This window comes from Pseudomonas sp. NMI760_13, assembly GCF_021283245.1.
In the GTDB taxonomy this organism is placed as follows: Bacteria; Pseudomonadota; Gammaproteobacteria; order Pseudomonadales; family Pseudomonadaceae; genus Aquipseudomonas; species Aquipseudomonas peradeniyensis.
The window spans coordinates 158,452-175,926 of record NZ_JAJSRC010000011.1; the positions used below are offsets into that span (position 1 = coordinate 158,452).

At 65.7% G+C, this 17,475-nt stretch carries 14 protein-coding genes; 6 read left to right on the top strand and 8 right to left on the bottom strand.

Annotated features, from left to right (window positions below; genetic code table 11):
• Positions 1-105: 105 nt before the first annotated feature.
• From tldD to mreB, 8 genes are all read right to left on the bottom strand, one after another.
• Entirely contained in the window at positions 106-1,545 is a 1,440-nt protein-coding gene (tldD, locus tag LU671_RS14285; protein WP_232855991.1) for a metalloprotease TldD, read from the bottom strand.
• Positions 1,546-1,547: 2 nt separating this feature from the next.
• The gene (locus tag LU671_RS14290; protein ID WP_203650800.1) at positions 1,548-2,399 is read right to left on the bottom strand and encodes a carbon-nitrogen hydrolase family protein; all 852 of its coding nucleotides are present in this window, start codon (positions 2,397-2,399) and stop codon (positions 1,548-1,550) included.
• A gap of 12 nt (positions 2,400-2,411) precedes the next feature.
• Complete coding sequence (locus LU671_RS14295) at positions 2,412-6,227, bottom strand: YhdP family protein (RefSeq protein ID WP_232855992.1); 3,816 nt, start codon at positions 6,225-6,227, stop codon at positions 2,412-2,414.
• A gap of 82 nt (positions 6,228-6,309) precedes the next feature.
• Positions 6,310-7,767: a ribonuclease G gene (rng, locus tag LU671_RS14300; protein ID WP_050704083.1), complete on the bottom strand. Its 1,458-nt coding sequence runs from the start codon at positions 7,765-7,767 to the stop codon at positions 6,310-6,312.
• Between the two features lie 81 nt (positions 7,768-7,848).
• Positions 7,849-8,448 carry a Maf family protein gene (locus tag LU671_RS14305; RefSeq protein WP_028689642.1) on the bottom strand — a complete coding sequence of 200 codons (600 nt, stop codon included), beginning with the start codon at positions 8,446-8,448 and terminating at the stop codon, positions 7,849-7,851.
• 32 nt (positions 8,449-8,480) lie between these two features.
• Entirely contained in the window at positions 8,481-8,969 is a 489-nt protein-coding gene (gene mreD, locus LU671_RS14310) for a rod shape-determining protein MreD (RefSeq protein ID WP_028689641.1), read from the bottom strand.
• Positions 8,969-9,997 (bottom strand): rod shape-determining protein MreC, encoded by a 1,029-nt coding sequence (gene mreC, locus LU671_RS14315; RefSeq protein ID WP_203652596.1) that lies wholly within the window; start codon positions 9,995-9,997, stop codon positions 8,969-8,971. Before mreC ends, mreD begins: the two co-directional genes overlap by 1 nt.
• A 161-nt stretch (positions 9,998-10,158) precedes the next feature.
• A complete protein-coding gene (gene mreB / locus LU671_RS14320; RefSeq protein WP_003255163.1) occupies positions 10,159-11,196 on the bottom strand; it encodes a rod shape-determining protein MreB in 1,038 nt (345 codons plus the stop codon).
• A 203-nt stretch (positions 11,197-11,399) separates the two neighbouring features.
• On the opposite strand from mreB, the gene gatC reads away from it, so the two are divergent.
• The 6 genes from gatC (at position 11,400) to LU671_RS14350 (ending at position 16,601) form a co-directional block, all read left to right on the top strand.
• Entirely contained in the window at positions 11,400-11,687 is a 288-nt protein-coding gene (gatC, locus tag LU671_RS14325) for an Asp-tRNA(Asn)/Glu-tRNA(Gln) amidotransferase subunit GatC (RefSeq protein WP_028689639.1), read from the top strand.
• 15 nt (positions 11,688-11,702) lie between these two features.
• A complete protein-coding gene (gatA, locus tag LU671_RS14330; RefSeq protein ID WP_203650796.1) occupies positions 11,703-13,154 on the top strand; it encodes an Asp-tRNA(Asn)/Glu-tRNA(Gln) amidotransferase subunit GatA in 1,452 nt (483 codons plus the stop codon).
• 11 nt (positions 13,155-13,165) lie between these two features.
• A complete protein-coding gene (gene gatB, locus LU671_RS14335; RefSeq protein ID WP_050704079.1) occupies positions 13,166-14,611 on the top strand; it encodes an Asp-tRNA(Asn)/Glu-tRNA(Gln) amidotransferase subunit GatB in 1,446 nt (481 codons plus the stop codon).
• 113 nt (positions 14,612-14,724) lie between these two features.
• Positions 14,725-15,099 carry a septal ring lytic transglycosylase RlpA family protein gene (locus LU671_RS14340; RefSeq protein WP_052896239.1) on the top strand — a complete coding sequence of 125 codons (375 nt, stop codon included), beginning with the start codon at positions 14,725-14,727 and terminating at the stop codon, positions 15,097-15,099.
• A gap of 61 nt (positions 15,100-15,160) precedes the next feature.
• Positions 15,161-16,204, top strand: coding sequence for a calcium/sodium antiporter (locus tag LU671_RS14345; RefSeq protein WP_232855996.1), 1,044 nt, complete (start codon positions 15,161-15,163; stop codon positions 16,202-16,204).
• Between the two features lie 10 nt (positions 16,205-16,214).
• Positions 16,215-16,601 carry a carboxymuconolactone decarboxylase family protein gene (locus LU671_RS14350; protein WP_203650788.1) on the top strand — a complete coding sequence of 129 codons (387 nt, stop codon included), beginning with the start codon at positions 16,215-16,217 and terminating at the stop codon, positions 16,599-16,601.
• Positions 16,602-17,475 lie beyond the last annotated feature (874 nt).

Here is a 17,475-nt window from a genome sequence, read left to right on the forward strand (position 1 = left end):
TGCTACGCAGCCCATCGCGGCACAAGGCCGCTCCTACAGGGAACGCGCACACCTGTAGGAGCGGCCTTGCGCCGCGAAAGGACCGCAAAGCGGTCCCTGCCGGCATCAAGCCCCTGTACCGCCCACGGTAATCGCATCCAGCTTCAGGGTCGGCTGGCCAACGCCTACCGGCACCGACTGCCCATCCTTCCCGCACGTGCCCACGCCGCTGTCCAGCGCCAGGTCATTGCCGACCATCGACACACCCCGCATCGCCTCCGGACCATTGCCGATCAAGGTCGCGCCCTTCACTGGCGCGGTGATCTTGCCGTCCTCGATCAGGTAGGCCTCGCTGGTGGAGAACACGAACTTGCCGCTGGTGATGTCCACCTGTCCACCACCGAGGTTGGCGCAGTAGATGCCCTTCTTCACCGAGCGGATGATTTCCTCGGGGTCGCTGTCGCCGGCACGCATGTAGGTGTTGGTCATGCGCGGCATCGGCAGGTGAGCGTAGGATTCACGCCGGCCGTTGCCGGTGACCGCCATGCCCATCAGACGGGCGTTGAGCTTGTCCTGCATGTAGCCCTTGAGGATGCCGTTCTCGATCAGTGTGGTGCACTCGGTCGGGGTGCCTTCGTCGTCGATGCTGAGCGAGCCGCGGCGGCCCTCCAGGGTCCCGTCGTCGACGATGGTGCACAGGCTCGAGGCCACTTTCTCGCCGATACGCCCGCTGAACGCCGAACTGCCCTTGCGGTTGAAGTCGCCCTCCAGGCCGTGACCGACCGCCTCGTGCAGCAGCACGCCGGACCAGCCCGGGCCAAGCACCACCGGCAGCGTGCCAGCAGGTGCCGGAATAGCCTCGAGGTTGACCAAGGCCTGGCGCAGCGCCTCGCGGGCATAGCCCATCACCCGCTCCTCGGTGAAGAAGCGGTAGTCGGTACGCCCACCACCGCCCTGCCCGCCACGCTCGCGACGACCATTCTGCTCGACGATCACGCTGACATTGAAACGCACCAGCGGACGCACATCGGCGGCCAGGCTGCCATCGGCGGCGGCGACCAGGATCCGCTCCCAGACCCCGGCCATGCTTACGCTGACCTGCTGGATGCGCGGATCGAGGGCGCGGGTGGCGGCATCGACGCGCTTGAGCAGGTCGACCTTCTCGGCGCGGCTCAGCACATCCAGGGGGTTATCAGACGCGTACAGGGCGGTCACATCCTGGCTGCGGAACGCCTGCACCTTGCCGTCCTGCCCGGCGCGGGAAATCGAGCGGGCGGCGCGGGCCGCCGAGGTCAGGGCTTCGAGGTTGATCGCATTGCTGTAGGCGAAGCCGGTCTTCTCGCCGGACTGGGCGCGCACGCCCACGCCCTGGTCGAGGTTGAAGCTGCCCTCTTTGACGATGCCGTCCTCCAGCGCCCAGGTTTCCGAGATCTGACCCTGGAAATACAGGTCGGCGGCATCGATGCCGGGGCCGGCCAGCTCGCCCAGCACCGTCTGCAGACTGTCGAGGGTCAGACCGCCCGGGGCCAGGAGCTGCTCGCTGACGGTGGATAAAATCTCGCTCATAGTCACTCCGAGGTGTGCGCAGGCCGCAAGGCGTCCTGCGAGAAAAAGCGCCGGTGCGTGACCACCGGCATGCGCGCCCGGATGGACGCCTGTTCTTCACTGTCGCGCGTGGCGAGCAATACCGCTTCGCCCCGCGCCTGTTGCGCGACGATCCGCCCCCAGGGGTCGACGATCGCCGCCTGGCCGTGGGTTTCCCGCGGCCCTGGATGCACGCCGCCCTGGGCGGCCGCCAATACATAGCACTGGGTCTCGATGGCCCGTGCGCGAATCAGTACTTCCCAATGCGCCGCTCCGGTCACCGCGGTGAACGCCGCCGGCGCGCTGATCAGCTCGGCCCCGGCGGCGCGCAAGGCGCTGTACAGCTCGGGGAAGCGCAGGTCGTAGCACACCGACAGGCCCAGGCGGCCAACGGGTGTGTCAGCCACCACCACCTGGCTGCCGTGGGCGTAGTCGTCCGACTCGCGGTAGCGGCCACGGTTGTCGGCCACGTCCACATCGAACAGGTGCAGCTTGTCGTAGCGGGCGGCGATCTCGCCGTGCTCATCGACCAGCAACGAGCAGGCGTGGGCCTTGGCATGCGGCTGGCCGACCGGCGGCAGCGGCAAGGTACCCGCGACTATCCATAACCTGAGGTCGCGGGCAGTGCGTTTCAACCAGGGCAGGATTGGCCCCTCGCCCAGCGCCTCGGCCCGACCGATGGCCGCGGCATCGCGTCGGCCCATGGCGGCGAAGTTCTCCGGCAGCACCGCCAGGCGCGCGCCACCGGCGGCGGCCTGTTCGAGCAGTGCCGTGGCACGTTGCAGGTTGGCCAGCACATCGTCCTGGCTGACCATCTGGATCACAGCTGACGTCATGACCACCCCGGGTTATTTGTCGAAAGGTTTCACAAAGGTGATTTTAGGCTCTTTGACCGGACCTTCGACGCGATAGTGCACACTGGCGAAACGCGCGACCCGGTCACCGATCAGGCGGTCGACCAGGAACAACGCGCCGCCGATCGCCGGCGCGCCGACGATCAGCGCGGCCAGCGGCAGGTTGTTGGTCACCGGCAGCGTCACCAGCAGCTTGGCATCGACCCGGTCACGAACGAAGTCCATGGTGCCGTCGAGCTCGAAGTTGCTCGACGGCCCGGTGACGGTGATCGGCTCACGGGTCACGTAGACCCCTTCGCTGGCCACCAGCAGGCCCTTGACCCGGTCATAGGCCAGGCCCTTGCTGAACAGGTCGGAGAAGTCCAGGCGCAGGCGCCGGCCGATGGAGTTGAAGTTGAGCAGCCCGAACACCCGCAAGGCCTGGGCGCTGCCCTCGACCTCGACGAACTGGCCGCTGCGCAGGGCCGCGTCGAGGCTACCGGAATAACGGTTGAGGCTGACCCAGGCTGGCGAACCCGGCCAGCGGCCGTCCACGTCCATGCGGAAGTCGCGGCTGGTGACGGTGGGCGCGAAGCCCCAGGCCTTGAGCACATCGCCCAGGTTCTTGCCGTCCAGCCGCCCCTTGTACCAGCTCGAACTGCTGCCCGGCTCGCCTTCCCAGCCACCGCTGCCATCAATGTGCAGCCCCTTGAGGTCCAGGTCGACATCGCTCATGGCCATGCCTTTGGCGGTCTGGCGCAGTTTCAGGTTGACACTGCCGAACAGGTCGTCGCCGCGGTACAGCTTGTCGATGGTCAGGTCCAGCGGCGGCACCTTGCGCGGGTCGACCCCGACCAATGGGTCCGGCGCGTTCTCGTCCTGGGCTTCATTCGGGTCGGCCGGCGGCAGGCGCAGGCTCTGCAGGCGGACGGTCATGGGCGTGGCCTTGGCATCGGGAATACGGGCGTTGCCGATGATTTCCTGGCTGTCCAGGCGCAGGTCCCAGGCCGGGCCGCCGCGCATCAGGCGGATCACCGCCTGGTTGAGGTCCATGCCGAAGGCCTTGAGCTGACCGATGCTCAGGTCCACGCTCTGCAGGTTCTGCCGGGCGCTGCCACCCGGATCCTTGCCGGCCAAGCGCTCCATCTGCTGCTGCCAGGGTGCCAGGTCCAAGGCCTCGAGCCGGCCACGCACGCGCAGGCCCTGGCCGCTTGGGAGGCTGGCTTCGCCCGTGCCCAACAGCAGCTCGCCACGCCCCTGGGCCAGCTTGTCGGCCGGCGCGGCGTAGGCAAAGCGGGCAAGGTCTGTGTAGCTGGCATCGACGCGCCGCTCGGGGCCTTGCAGGGTCAGGCCGAAACGACTGTCGCGGGTTTCCCCGGCAGCCTTGCCGAAAGGCGCCGGCAAGTCGATGGCCAATCCTTTGAGCGAAGAACTGACGCTCAAGCGGTTGTCGCGACTGCCGAGTGTCACCTGCAACTGATAGGGCAGCTCACCGGAGGCCGGCAGCGGTTGCTGGTACTGCAACCAGTCGGTCAGGGCCTTGAGGCCGACCTGGCCATTGGCGTTGATGCGGGTCTGAATCTGCCCACCCTGCCCTTCGGCGGTGATCTGCGCGGTCACCGGCTTGCCGAAGGCGTGCAGGCTGATGTCCTTGCCGCTCAGCCCTTTGTCGAAATCGAAGGTGAAGTCGCCTTTGAGCTGGGTCAGTTCCAGGCTGGGCGGCGCCACTTTCAGGGTCGCGTCGCGGGTCGCGAAGTCCACCAGCACCTTGGGCCGCTGCCCATGGGCCAGGGGTATATCGAGCTTGACCTTGCCCTCAAGCGGGCCTTCACCTTCCCAACCGGCGAAGATCTCGCCCGTACCGATGGGCGCTTCCTTGAGGATCTTCAGGCCATCGCCGAGGCTGCCGTCGAAGTCGCCATCGAGGAACAGGTGGCTGTGCTGATCGCCCTCGACATGGGGAATGTTGACGCTGACATCGCTGACCTGGGTATCCAGCAGCAGCCCTTTGCGGGCCTGGATGCGCACGCCGGTGTCCTCGATGTAGACATTGCCGTCGACCTGCTGCACCTGCGGCCAGCCCGGCTGGAAATCCAGCGCGGCGTCGTGGACCTTGAAGAACAGGCTGATATCGCGGGCATGGGGCAGCGCGTTGTGATGCAGCGAGCCCTGGTACTGGAAGTAGCCCTCGTCGACATTGCCCTTGACGATGGCACTGCGCAGCCATTCGTCCAGGGCCGGGCTGAGCACCTCGGGCAGGTATTTGGCGGTGTAGCGACCGTCGCCCTCGGTAAGGCCTACGCGCAGGTCCATGTAGTCTTCGTGGCCCGGTTGCAGGTGGATGCGGATGAGGAAGTCCGCGGCGATCTTGCCCTCGTCGCCCAGCACCTTGATATAAGGGGCGACCAGGGTGAAGGCTTCCTTGTCCAGGGTCCAGGTCAGCCGTGCGTTGGCTTTCGGGTAATGCCAGGGTTTGCCGAAGATCGGATACAGATGCAGCATGAAGGCCTGGGTATCCAGGCGCAGCTCGCCGTGCCCGAGGTCACCGCTGATGGCGCCGCTGACGTTGCCGGCGGCCGGCGCCCCGTGATAGGCGTCGAAGCCGACTTTCTCCAGGTTGGCGGCAAACTGCAGGCGCTGGTCGCCCTCGGCCTTGGGGCGGATATCCAGGCGTACGTTGCGCAGGGCGCCGGTCACCTTGAGCGCGTCGACCACCGTCATCAGCTTGTCCGGCAACGGCGCCAAGGCGTCGATCACCGGAGTCAGCGGGGTCAGGTCGAGGCGATCGGCCTGCACCTGCCAGCTTTCCTCGGCCGGGCTCTGACCAGGGCGCTGTGCCAGTTGCAGATGGGACTCCCAACGGGTCTTGCCAAGGCTCATGCCCAGGGAGTCGACAACGACGTCGAAACCTTGGTCCTGGCGCTGGAACCAGGCCGACAGGGCCAGGTTGTCCAGGGTGATGGCCTTGCGTCCGGTGTAGGCACCCTTGAGCTGCGGGGCGTTGAGGCGAACCATCGCCTGCTGCAACTGCCCCTTGTTCCAGTCGATCCAGAACTCGCCACCGGCGCGCAGGGTGTCGGCCTGCCACTGGCCCAGCAGCCGCGGCGTCAGCCAGCGCGCCCAATCGCTTTGCGGCAGGCTCAGGTAGGCCTGCACGCGACCGTCGCGCCAGGCCTTGGCGGTGGCGCGGCTGTTCAGGCTCAGGGCCAGGGGCTGGCCATCGGGCAGCGTGGCGCGCAGGTCGACGCTCTGGCGCGACGCGCCGGCCTGCAATCCCAGGCTGACATAGGTGAGGGTCAGCGGGTCACGCTGCCAGGGATGCAGGGTGACCTGGCTGTCGAACACATCGATCCGCCCCAGTTGGCGCAGGCGCTTGAGCGCATCGGCTGGGTCGAGCGGCGCATCATCCTTCTGCGGCAGGCCTTCGAGGGTCCAGGCACCCTGCTCGCTCTCGCGCAGGATCAGTTGCAAACCACTGAGCTGGATGCGCGCCAGGCGCACTTCGCGGGCCTTGAGGCTGGCCCACAGGTCGGGCACCAGCTTGACGTCGTCCAGGCGCAAGGCCGCCTTGCCTTCGCCCAGCTGCAAGTCGCGTACGCGCAACACCGGCGCCAGGCCACTCCAGCGCCCCTCCAGGGCACCGACGTGCACGGGCATGCCCAAGGCCTGTTCGGCCTTGAGTTCGGCGTCGGCTCGGTATTCGGCGACCAGGGGTACCAGTTGCCGACCGAGGCTGACATACAGCGCCACCAGCACCGCCAGCAGGGCGCAGATTCCCAGCCCCCAGCGGGTCAAGGCGCCCAGAACGCGGGTCAGACGTTCCATGGCCATGGCCCTCCAAGTCGTCCCTTAACTATGGCCGGTGAATAGCGCTTTGCCAGCCCGTCCATGGGGCGACCGCCATTAGCGCGGGTCAGAGCAGCACCACATCGTATTGTTCCTGGGAGTACATGGACTCCACCTGGAAGCGGATGGTTCGCCCGATGAACGTCTCCAGTTCGGCGACGTTGCCCGACTCTTCATCGAGCAGGCGGTCCACCACCTTCTGGTTGGCCAGTACCCGATAGCCCTCGGCCTGGTAGGCACGGGCCTCGCGCAGGATCTCGCGGAAAATTTCGTAACAGATCGTCTCGGGGGTCTTCAGCTTGCCGCGCCCCTGGCACGCCGCGCAGGGTTCGCACAGTACCTGCTCAAGGCTTTCGCGGGTGCGCTTGCGGGTCATCTGCACCAGGCCCAGCTCGGTGATGCCGATGATGTTGGTCTTGGCATGGTCACGTTCGAGCTGCTTCTCCAGGGTACGCAGGACCTGGCGCTGATGCTCCTCGTCCTCCATGTCGATGAAGTCGATGATGATGATCCCGCCGATGTTGCGCAGGCGCAGTTGCCGGGCAATGGCGGTGGCGGCCTCGAGATTGGTCTTGAAGATGGTTTCCTCGAGGTTGCGATGGCCGACGAACGCCCCTGTATTGACGTCGATGGTGGTCATCGCCTCGGCCGGGTCGACCACCAGGTAGCCGCCGGACTTGAGCGGCACCTTGCGCTCGAGGGCGCGCTGGATCTCGTCTTCCACGCCATACAGGTCGAAGATCGGCCGCTCGCCAGGGTAATGCTCCAGGCGATCGGCGATCTCCGGCATCAGCTCGGCAACGAACTGCGTGGTCTTCTGGAAGGTTTCCCGCGAGTCGATGCGGATCTTCTCGATCTTGGGGTTGACCAGGTCGCGCAAGGTGCGCAGGGCCAGGCCAAGGTCCTCGTAGATGACCACCGGCGCCCCGCAGGTCTTGATCTGCGAGCCGATCTGCTCCCACAGGCGGCGCAGGTAGCGAATGTCCTGAAGGATGTCCTCGGCACGGGCGCCCTCGGCGGCGGTGCGCAGGATGAATCCGCCGGCGTCCTTCATGTCTTCCTGGGCCATGCAGTCGGTGACCACCTGCTTGAGGCGCTCACGCTCGGCTTCTTCCTCGATCTTCAGGGAAATGCCGACATGGCTGCTGCGCGGCATGTACACCAGGTAGCGCGACGGAATCGACAGCTGGGTGGTCAGGCGCGCGCCCTTGCTGCCGATGGGGTCCTTGGTGACCTGCACCACCAGCGCCTGGCCTTCGTGCACCAGCGCGGTGATGTTCTCCACCGCCGAACCTTCGCGCTGGGAGATCTCCGAGGCGTGGATGAACGCCGCCCGCTCCAGGCCGATGTCGACGAATGCCGCCTGCATGCCCGGCAGGACCCGCACCACCTTGCCCTTGTAGATATTGCCGACGATGCCACGGCGTTGGGTGCGCTCAACGTGCACCTCCTGCAGGACGCCGTTCTCCACCACCGCCACGCGTGACTCCATCGGGGTGATGTTGATCAGGATCTCTTCACTCATGGCAGGCTCTCGTCAAAGGTCTCGGGTAATGATGGATCGCTGCGGGATGGCTGGCTAGGCACTATACGAAATGTAAAGGCCCTAGCGCGGTGTCGTGTCCTCTTGCTGTTGCCAACAGGGGATGGCGAACTGCTCGAGCAGTTCGGCGGTCTCGCTCAAAGGTAGACCGACCACCGCCGAGTAGCTGCCCTCGATAGCGCTGACGAACACCGCGCCCAGGCCCTGGATGGCATAGCCGCCGGCCTTGTCGACCGGTTCGCCGCTGTCCCAGTAGCGCAGCGCTTCCTCGAAGGAGATGGTGCGAAAACGCACAGTGGTGCTGACGCAGCGGCTGATGCTGCGCTGGCCGTCGGTCAACGCGACGGCGGTGAGCACCTGGTGCTCGCGCTTGGACAGGTCGCCAAGCATGGCCAGCGCCTGCTCGCGGTTCTCCGGTTTGCCGAGGATCTGGCCATCGAGCACCACGGTGGTGTCGGCGCCCAGTACCACTCCGGCGCCGTCGGTGTGGGCGAAGCCCGCCACGGCCTTGGCTTGTGCCAGACGTTCGACATAGGCCGCCGGGGCTTCGCCCGGCAGCGGGGTTTCATCGATGGGCGCGCTGACGACGGTGAACGGCACGCCGATCTGGGTCAGCAGTTCACGCCGGCGCGGCGAGCCGGAGGCCAGGTACAGCTGAGTCATGTGGACATCTCCCTGTCAGTGGCGGCGGGTCGTCAGTGAATGTGCAGGCGAACGCGCAGGCCGCGCAGGGCGAAGCTGACCCAGGGCCAGAGCAAGGCGCTGATCACCGCCGACCAGACCAGGGCCAGGGTCGGCAGGCGATTGCCGGTGAGCGCGCTTAGCCACAGCTGGATCAACTGGGCGATGCCGAAGATCACCAAGATCACCAGGCTCTGCTGCCACATGGGGAACATGCGCAGGCGCTGCTGCAACGACAGCACCAGGAAGGTGATCAGGGTGAGAATCAGGGCATTCTGGCCAAGCAAGGTACCGTACAGCACATCCTCGGCCAGGCCGAGCAGGAATGCCGTGGTCATGCCGACCTTGCCGGGCACGGCGAGGGTCCAGAAGGCCAGCAGCAGGGCCAGCCACATGGGCCGGAACACTTCCATGAACTGCGGCATGGGCGAGACGCTGAGCAACAGGCCGATGGCGAACGTCAGCCAGATGGCCCAGCCGTTTCTGCTACGGGTGCTGGCCATTATTGTCTCCGGGGTTGAGCGGGCGCGGCAGCCGGTTGGACCGGCGCCGGGCTGGTCGTCGTAGGCGCAGCCGCAGGAGCGGTGCCAGGCGCAGGCTGCGCGGCATGGGCCGGTGCGGGCGTGGCCGCCGGCGGAGTGTGGCCGGCGCCCTGGCGGTCGGCCTCTTCCTGGGCAATCGCCGCCTCGGTGGCGCGCTCTTCCGGCGTGCGCCGGTCGCTGAACACCAGCAGCATGTAGCGGCTGCGGTTGAGCGCGGCGGTCGGGATGGCGCGGACGATGGCGAACGGCTGGCCGGAGTCGTGGATCACTTCATTGACCGTGGCCACCGGATAACCAGCCGGGAACCGCTGGCCCATGCCGGAGCTGACCAGCAGGTCGCCTTCCTTGATGTCCGCGGTGTCGGCCACATGGCGCAGTTCGAGGCGCTCCGGGTTGCCGGTGCCGCTGGCGATGGCGCGCAGGCCGTTGCGGTTGACCTGCACCGGAATGCTGTGGGTGGTGTCGGTGAGCAGTAGCACCCGCGAGGTGTACGGCATCAGTTCGACCACCTGGCCCATCAGGCCGCGGGCATCGAGCACTGGCTGGCCGAGGAACACGCCGTCGCGCTCGCCCTTGTTGATCAGGATGCGGTGGGTGAAGGGATTGGGGTCGACACCGATCAGCTCGGCGACCTCGACCTTCTCGTTGACCAGCGCCGAGGAGTTGAGCAACTCGCGCAGGCGCACGTTCTGCTCGGTCAGGGCCGCCAGCTTCTGCAGGCGCCCCTGCAACAGCAGGGCCTCGGTCTTGAGTTTCTCGTTCTCGGCGATCAGCTCGGTGCGGCTGCCGAACTGGCCGGCCACACCTTGCCACATGCGCTGCGGCAGGTCGGTGATCCAGTAGGATTCCATCAGCACCAGGCCCATCTGGCTGCGCACCGGCTTGAGCAGGTCGAAGCGCGAATCGACCACCATCAGCGCGACCGACATCACTACCAGCACGAGCAGGCGAACGCCCAGCGAGGGGCCCTTGGAGAAAAGCGGTTTAATGGGCCGTTCCTCGTGGACGACTCAGGAGGTCATGGGACATGGGGCAATGCACCGGCCTGCTGCGGGTTGACGGAAACGGCGCCCGGGCGGGCGCCAGCACAGCGCATACAGGTAGCACTGTGCGTGCCACCTGTAAACCTGAGGATGCTACTGCACAGCGATCACTCGCTGGAGAGCAGGTCCATGGCGTGCTTGTCCATCATCTCCAGCGCACGACCACCGCCGCGGGCGACACAGGTCAGCGGGTCTTCGGCGACGATCACCGGCAGACCGGTTTCCTGGGCCAGCAGCTTGTCGAGGTCGCGCAGCAGCGCGCCACCGCCGGTCAGCACCAGGCCGCGCTCGGCGATGTCCGAGGCCAGCTCGGGCGGCGACTGCTCCAGGGCGCTCTTGACCGCCTGGACGATGGTCGCCAGGGATTCCTGCAGCGCTTCGAGCACTTCGTTGGAGTTCAGGGTGAAGGCACGCGGCACGCCTTCGGCCAGGTTGCGGCCACGGACGTCGACTTCGCGCACTTCGCCGCCCGGGTAGGCGGTACCGATTTCCTGCTTGATGCGCTCGGCGGTGGACTCGCCGATCAGGCTGCCGTAGTTGCGGCGCACGTAGGTGACGATGGCTTCGTCGAAGCGGTCGCCGCCGACGCGAACGGACTCGGCGTAGACCACGCCGTTGAGCGAGATCAGGGCGATTTCGGTGGTACCGCCACCGATGTCGACGACCATCGAGCCGCGGGCTTCTTCAACCGGCAGGCCGGCACCGATGGCGGCGGCCATTGGTTCTTCGATCAGAAATACTTCGCGGGCACCGGCACCAAGGGCCGACTCACGGATGGCACGGCGCTCGACCTGGGTCGACTTGCACGGCACGCAGATCAGCACGCGAGGGCTGGGCTGCAGGAAGCTGTTTTCGTGCACCTTGTTGATGAAGTACTGCAACATTTTTTCACAAACGCTGAAGTCGGCGATCACGCCATCTTTCATCGGGCGAATGGCCGCGATGTTGCCAGGCGTACGGCCCAGCATGCGCTTGGCTTCGGTCCCGACTGCGACGACGCTTTTCTGGTTGCCGTGGGTACGGATGGCAACCACCGAGGGCTCATTCAGGACGATACCGCGCTCACGCACGTAAATAAGGGTGTTGGCAGTACCCAGGTCGATGGACAGATCGCTGGAAAACATGCCACGCAGTTTCTTGAACATGGGAAAGTGACCCTGGGGAAAGCGTGGGTAAAAAAGTGCGGCAAACTCTAACAATGGCAGGGATTTTGGGCAAGGAGCCAATATGTTAAATTGGCTGTTTTTCCGAGCATGCCTGCCGATGATCGCGGCCCTTTGACCGCCAGAATCCCAGCATGTTCCTCATTTGCGGACTCATTCCGTCTGTCGTTTTCCTGGAGATCCCCATGGCGCTTCAACGCTCCGACGTGGAAAAGATCGCCCATCTGGCCCGCCTGGGCCTGAATGAAGGCGAATTGCCACGCACCACCGATGCCTTGAACAGTATTCTCGGGCTGGTCGACCAGATGCAAGCCGTCGACACCACCGGCGTGGAACCCCTCGCCCACCCGCTGGAGACCACCCAGCGCCTGCGTCCCGACCAGGTCACCGAAAGCAACCAGCGCGACCGCTACCAGGCCGTCGCCCCGTCGACCGAGAACGGTCTGTACCTGGTTCCGAAAGTCATCGATTAAGGGATAGCGCCTGCCATGCATCAACTCACTCTGGCCGAGATCGCCCGTGGCCTCGCCGACAAGTCGTTCTCCTCGCAAGAACTGACCGGCGCCCTGCTGTCGCGCATCAAGCAGCTCGACCCGCAGCTCAACAGCTTCATCACCGTCACCGAAACCCAGGCCCTGGAGCAGGCGCGCGCCGCCGACGCCCGTCGCGCCGCCGGCGAGACCGGCGCGCTGCTGGGCGCGCCGATCGCGCACAAGGACCTGTTCTGCACCAACGGCGTACGCACCAGCTGCGGCTCGAAGATGCTCGACAACTTCACCGCCCCGTATGACGCCACCGTGGTCGCCAAGCTCGCCGAGGCCGGCATGGTCAGCCTGGGCAAGACCAACATGGACGAGTTCGCCATGGGCTCGGCCAACGAGTCCAGCCACTACGGCGCGGTGAAGAACCCGTGGAACCTCGAGCACGTGCCGGGCGGCTCGTCCGGCGGTTCGGCCGCCGCCGTGGCCGCGCGCCTGCTGCCGGTCACCACCGGCACCGACACCGGCGGCTCGATCCGCCAGCCGGCGGCGCTGACCAACCTCACCGGCCTCAAGCCGACCTACGGCCGCGTGTCGCGCTGGGGCATGATCGCCTACGCCTCGAGCCTCGACCAGGGCGGCCCGCTGGCCCGCACCGCCGAGGACTGCGCCCTGCTGCTGCAAGGCATGGCCGGCTTCGACGCCAAGGACTCGACCTCGGTCGACGAGCCGGTGCCGGACTTCAGCGCCAACCTCAACGCCTCGCTGCAAGGCCTGCGCATCGGCCTGCCGAAGGAATACTTCGGCGCCGGCCTCGACCCGCGCATCGCCGACCTGGTCCAGGCCAGCGTCAAGGAGCTGGAAAAGCTCGGCGCGGTGGTCAAGGAAATCAGCCTGCCGAACATGCAGCACGCCATCCCGGCGTACTACGTGATCGCCCCGGCGGAGGCTTCCTCCAACCTGTCGCGTTTCGACGGCGTGCGCTTCGGCTACCGTTGCGAGGATCCCAAGGACCTCACCGACCTGTACAAGCGTTCCCGTGGCGAAGGCTTCGGTGCCGAAGTGCAGCGCCGCATCATGGTCGGCACCTACGCCCTGTCGGCCGGCTACTACGACGCCTACTACGTCAAGGCGCAGCAGATCCGCCGCCTAATCAAGAACGACTTCATGGCCGCCTTCGCAGAGGTCGACGTGATCATCGGCCCGACCACGCCGAACCCGGCCTGGAAGATCGGCGCCAAGGCCGGCGATCCGGTCGCCGAGTACCTTGAAGACCTGTACACCATCACCGCCAACCTGGCGGGCCTGCCAGGCCTGTCGATGCCGGCCGGCTTCGTCGACGGCCTGCCGGTGGGCGTGCAACTGCTGGCCCCGTACTTCCAGGAAGGCCGCCTGCTCAACATCGCGCACCGTTACCAGCAAGTCACCGACTGGCACACCCGCGCCCCCAACGGCTTCTGAGGAGTTCACACATGCAATGGGAAGTTGTGATCGGGCTGGAGATTCATACCCAGCTCGCCACCCAGTCGAAGATCTTCTCCGGCAGCGCCACCACCTTCGGCTCCGAGCCGAACACCCAGGCCAGCCTGGTCGACCTGGGCATGCCCGGCGTGCTGCCGGTGCTCAACCAGGAAGCCGTGCGCATGGCGTGCATGTTCGGCCTGGCGATCGATGCCGAAATCGGGCCGCGCAACGTATTCGCGCGCAAGAACTACTTCTACCCCGACCTGCCCAAGGGCTACCAGATCAGCCAGATGGACCTGCCGATCGTCGGCAAGGGCCACCTGGACATCGCCCTGGAAGACGGCACCATCAAGCGCATCGGCGTGACCCGCGCGCACCTTGAAGAGGATGCCGGCAAGAGCCTGCACGAAGACTTCAACGGCGCCACCGGCATCGACCTGAACCGCGCCGGCACGCCGCTGCTGGAGATCGTCTCCGAGCCGGACATGCGCAGCGCCAAAGAGGCGGTGGCCTACGTCAAGGCCATCCACGCCCTGGTGCGCTACCTGGGCATCTGCGACGGCAACATGGCCGAAGGTTCGCTGCGCTGCGACTGCAACGTCTCGATCCGCCCGAAGGGCCAGACCGAGTTCGGCACCCGCTGCGAGATCAAGAACGTCAACTCGTTCCGCTTCATCGAGCGGGCGATCAACAGCGAGATCCAGCGCCAGATCGACCTGATCGAGGACGGCGGCAAGGTGGTGCAGGAAACCCGCCTGTACGACCCGAACAAGGACGAGACCCGCTCCATGCGCAGCAAGGAGGAAGCCAACGACTACCGTTACTTCCCCGACCCCGACCTGCTGCCGGTGGTCATCGAACCGAGCTTCCTCGACAGCGTGCGCGCCGCCCTGCCAGAGCTGCCGCCGCAGAAGGTCGAGCGCTTCCAGAGCCAGTACGGCCTGTCGGCCTACGACGCCAACGTGCTGGCCTCCAGCCGCGAGCAGGCCGACTACTTCGAGCAGGTGGTGAAGATCGGCGGCGACGCCAAGCTGGCCGCCAACTGGGTCATGGTCGAGCTGGGCAGCCTGCTGAACAAGCTGGGTGTCGAGATCGACCAGTCGCCGGTCAGCGCCGAGCACCTCGGCGGCATGCTGCTGCGCATTCGCGACAACACCATCAGCGGCAAGATCGCCAAGACCGTGTTCGAGGCCATGGCCGCCGGTGAAGGCGATGCCGACGGCATCATCGAAAGCAAAGGCCTCAAGCAGGTCACCGACACCGGCGCGATCGACAAGATGCTCGACGAGATGCTCGCCGCCAACGCCGAACAGGTCGAACAGTACCGCGCCGCCGACGAGGCCAAGCGCGGCAAGATGTTCGGCTTCTTCGTCGGCCAGGCGATGAAGGCGTCCAAAGGCAAGGCCAACCCGGGGCAAGTGAACCAATTGCTCAAGGCCAAGCTCGAAGGGTGATCCCGATCGCGGGGCAAGCCCGCTCCTACAGGTTCACGCTGCACCTGTAGGAGCGGCCTTGTGCCGCGAAAGGACCGCGTAGCGGTCCCAGTGCCTGAATCGGAGCATTCGACTTGATCAAGCGTTCCCTCACCACCCTGACCCTCTTCTCCCTCCTGGCCGGCTGCGCCAGCCATGACATCGACCCGCGCGGCTACGACCAGACCGGCACCGCCTCCTACTACGGCGCCCGCCACCACGGCAAACGCACCGCCAGCGGCGAACCCTTCAACCAGCACGGCCTCACCGCCGCCCACCGCAGCCTGCCTTTCGGCAGCCGGGTACTGGTCACCAACCTGTCCAACCAGCGCAGCGTCGTGGTGCGCATCAACGACCGTGGCCCGCATACCCGTGGCCGACTGATCGACCTGTCACGGGCCGCCGCAGAAAAAATCGGCATGCTCCGTAGCGGAACCGCGCGAGTCCGGGTACAAGGTCTGAGCGATTGACCTGACTGGAGCCCTCGCCATTTTCGACCTGGCCACCCTCCCCGCCTTCAGCCTGCTGCAACTGGGCCTGGGCCTCATGCTGCTGATCATCGGCGCCGAACTGCTGGTGCGCGCCGCCCTGCGCCTGGCCGGCCGCCTGCATGTGCGCCCACTGATCATCGGCCTGAGCCTGGTGGCTTTCGGCAGTACCGCGCCACAGCTGACCGTGAGCCTGCAGGCCGCCTACCAGGGCGCGCCGGATGTGGCGGTGGGCAGTGTCGTGGGCAGCAATATCTTCAACGTGCTGGTGATCCTCGGCCTGGCGGCACTGATCATTCCGCTGCGCGTGTCGCGCCAGCTGGTGCGCCTGGACATCCCACTGATGATCCTGGCCAGCGCCCTGGTGTACCTGCTCGCGCTCAACGGCCAACTCGGGCGCCTGGAAGGCGCCCTGCTGCTGCTTGGCCTGCTGGGCTACCTGGCCATGCTCTGGCATCAGTCGCGCCACTACGCCCGTACCTACCCCGCGCCGAGCACCACGCATGCCAGCCCGCTGCGGTTCTGGAGCAGGACAGTACTGCAGATTGTCGTGGGCCTGGGCCTCTTGAGCCTGGCCGGCCACCTGCTGCTAGAGGCCGTGGTCGAGGTGGCCACCGACCTGGGCCTGTCCGAGCGCATCATCGGACTGACCGTTGTTGCCGTGTGTACCTCGCTCCCGGAGCTTGCCGCCGCACTGATCGCGGCCCTGCGTGGTGAACGGGAGATCGCCGTGGGCACGGTGATCGGCAGCAACCTGTTCAACCTGCTGGCAGTGCTGGGGTTCACTGCAGTGATCACCCCCGATCCCTTGTCGATCTCACCCAACGCCCTGGACTTCGACCTGCCGGTGATGCTCGGCGTCGCCGCCCTGTGCCTGCCGGTGTTCTATTCCGGCTACCGGGTCACCCGCGCCGAAGGCCTGGTGTTCCTGTGCCTGTACCTGGCCTACGGCCTGCACGTGGTGGCCTTCACCACCGGGATGCCGCTGGCCGGACGCCTTGAGCGATTGATGCTGTTCTATGTGATGCCCGTGCTCGGGGTCGTGCTGCTGTACACCACGGCCCGCGCCTGGCGCCGCCAACACTAAGGAAAACAACATGGCTGACACGAAACAGACCGGCGAAAGCATTCGTCGCCAGGTGATGGGCGATGCCTTCGTCGATCGCGCCCTGGGCAACGCGACCGCGTTCACCCAACCGCTGCAGGACTTCGTCAACGAACATGCCTGGGGGAGTGTCTGGGCCCGTGACGGGCTGCCGCTGAAGACCCGCAGCCTGATCACCCTGGCCACCCTGACCGCGCTCAAGTGCCCGCAGGAGCTCAAGGGGCACGTACGCGGGGCGCTTAACAACGGTTGCAGCGTTGAGGAGATCCGCGAGGCGCTGCTGCATTGCGCGGTGTATGCCGGGGTGCCGGCGGCGATCGATGCGTTTCGGGCGGCGCAGGAAGTCATTGATAGTTATCAGGCGAGTTCTAGCGATTAAGGGCGGGTGCCCTGGCCTCGGGACTGTTACCTATGTGAGTGAACTTTTGTGTAACCCATGTGGGTGATCCAAATATTGGTTGCCCGCGAAGACGCCCCTGAGATCACACAGTTGCAACTAGCGAAAGCTGCGCCAGCCCAGGCGCCGCCCGTGTCTTCGCGACTTCAGGAGGCCGAACGCAGGCCTTGCGGAGGGAGGTGACGGGCATGGATGCCCGTCAAGCGCTGGGGCCCAGGATGGGCCCTGCAGCGCGGTCCTCCTGGGAGCAAGGCCGGAGTGAGGGGACCCGGAGCGAAGCGGAGGGCCGGATGAATGGAGCGCAGCGTTTTTTGGTTACTTTTTGTCGCGTTTGACAAAAAGTGACTCGCCGTAAGGGCGAAAAGGTGACTATGCGTCGACATCGTAAATGAATGCACTTACAACTATTAAAACCGACGCCGACCGTCTTTGACTTTGACTTTTAAATAGTCTGTTTTGAAAGCTATAGGCGCATTCATTTGCGATGGTGACGCATAGTCACCTTTTCGCCCTTACGGCGAGTTCCTTTTTGAAGGATCAAAAAGGAACCAAAAAATCCTCGCTCCATTCATCCGGCCCCTACGCTTCGCTCCGGGGTTCCCTCGCTCCGTTCTTGCTCCCGGGAGGACCGCGCTGAACGCCCCATCCTGGGGCGCAGCGCTTGACGGGCATCCATGCCCGTCACCTCCCTCCGCAAGAACTCCGCTCGGCCTCCTGAAGTCGCAATTGGCGTCGCCTGAACTATTGCGCACTTAGAAGCAACAGCAAGATCAAGATCACGGCGTTTTTCAAGGTAGTTGTCGCGTCACCCTTCCAGCTATGCGGCTTGCTTCGTGTGCTGTTGATCCCGATCAGG

Bases quoted from the DNA above. Each gene is read 5' to 3' on its own strand.
- tldD (WP_232855991.1), bottom strand. From the start codon at position 1,545: ATGAGCGAGATTTTATCCACCGTCAGCGAGCAGCTCCTGGCCCCGGGC.
- LU671_RS14290 (WP_203650800.1), bottom strand. From the start codon at position 2,399: ATGACGTCAGCTGTGATCCAGATGGTCAGCCAGGACGATGTGCTGGCC.
- LU671_RS14295 (WP_232855992.1), bottom strand. From the start codon at position 6,227: ATGGCCATGGAACGTCTGACCCGCGTTCTGGGCGCCTTGACCCGCTGG.
- rng (WP_050704083.1), bottom strand. From the start codon at position 7,767: ATGAGTGAAGAGATCCTGATCAACATCACCCCGATGGAGTCACGCGTG.
- LU671_RS14305 (WP_028689642.1), bottom strand. From the start codon at position 8,448: ATGACTCAGCTGTACCTGGCCTCCGGCTCGCCGCGCCGGCGTGAACTG.
- mreD (WP_028689641.1), bottom strand. From the start codon at position 8,969: ATGGCCAGCACCCGTAGCAGAAACGGCTGGGCCATCTGGCTGACGTTC.
- mreB (WP_003255163.1), bottom strand. From the start codon at position 11,196: ATGTTCAAGAAACTGCGTGGCATGTTTTCCAGCGATCTGTCCATCGAC.
- gatC (WP_028689639.1), top strand. From the start codon at position 11,400: ATGGCGCTTCAACGCTCCGACGTGGAAAAGATCGCCCATCTGGCCCGC.
- gatA (WP_203650796.1), top strand. From the start codon at position 11,703: ATGCATCAACTCACTCTGGCCGAGATCGCCCGTGGCCTCGCCGACAAG.
- gatB (WP_050704079.1), top strand. From the start codon at position 13,166: ATGCAATGGGAAGTTGTGATCGGGCTGGAGATTCATACCCAGCTCGCC.
- LU671_RS14350 (WP_203650788.1), top strand. From the start codon at position 16,215: ATGGCTGACACGAAACAGACCGGCGAAAGCATTCGTCGCCAGGTGATG.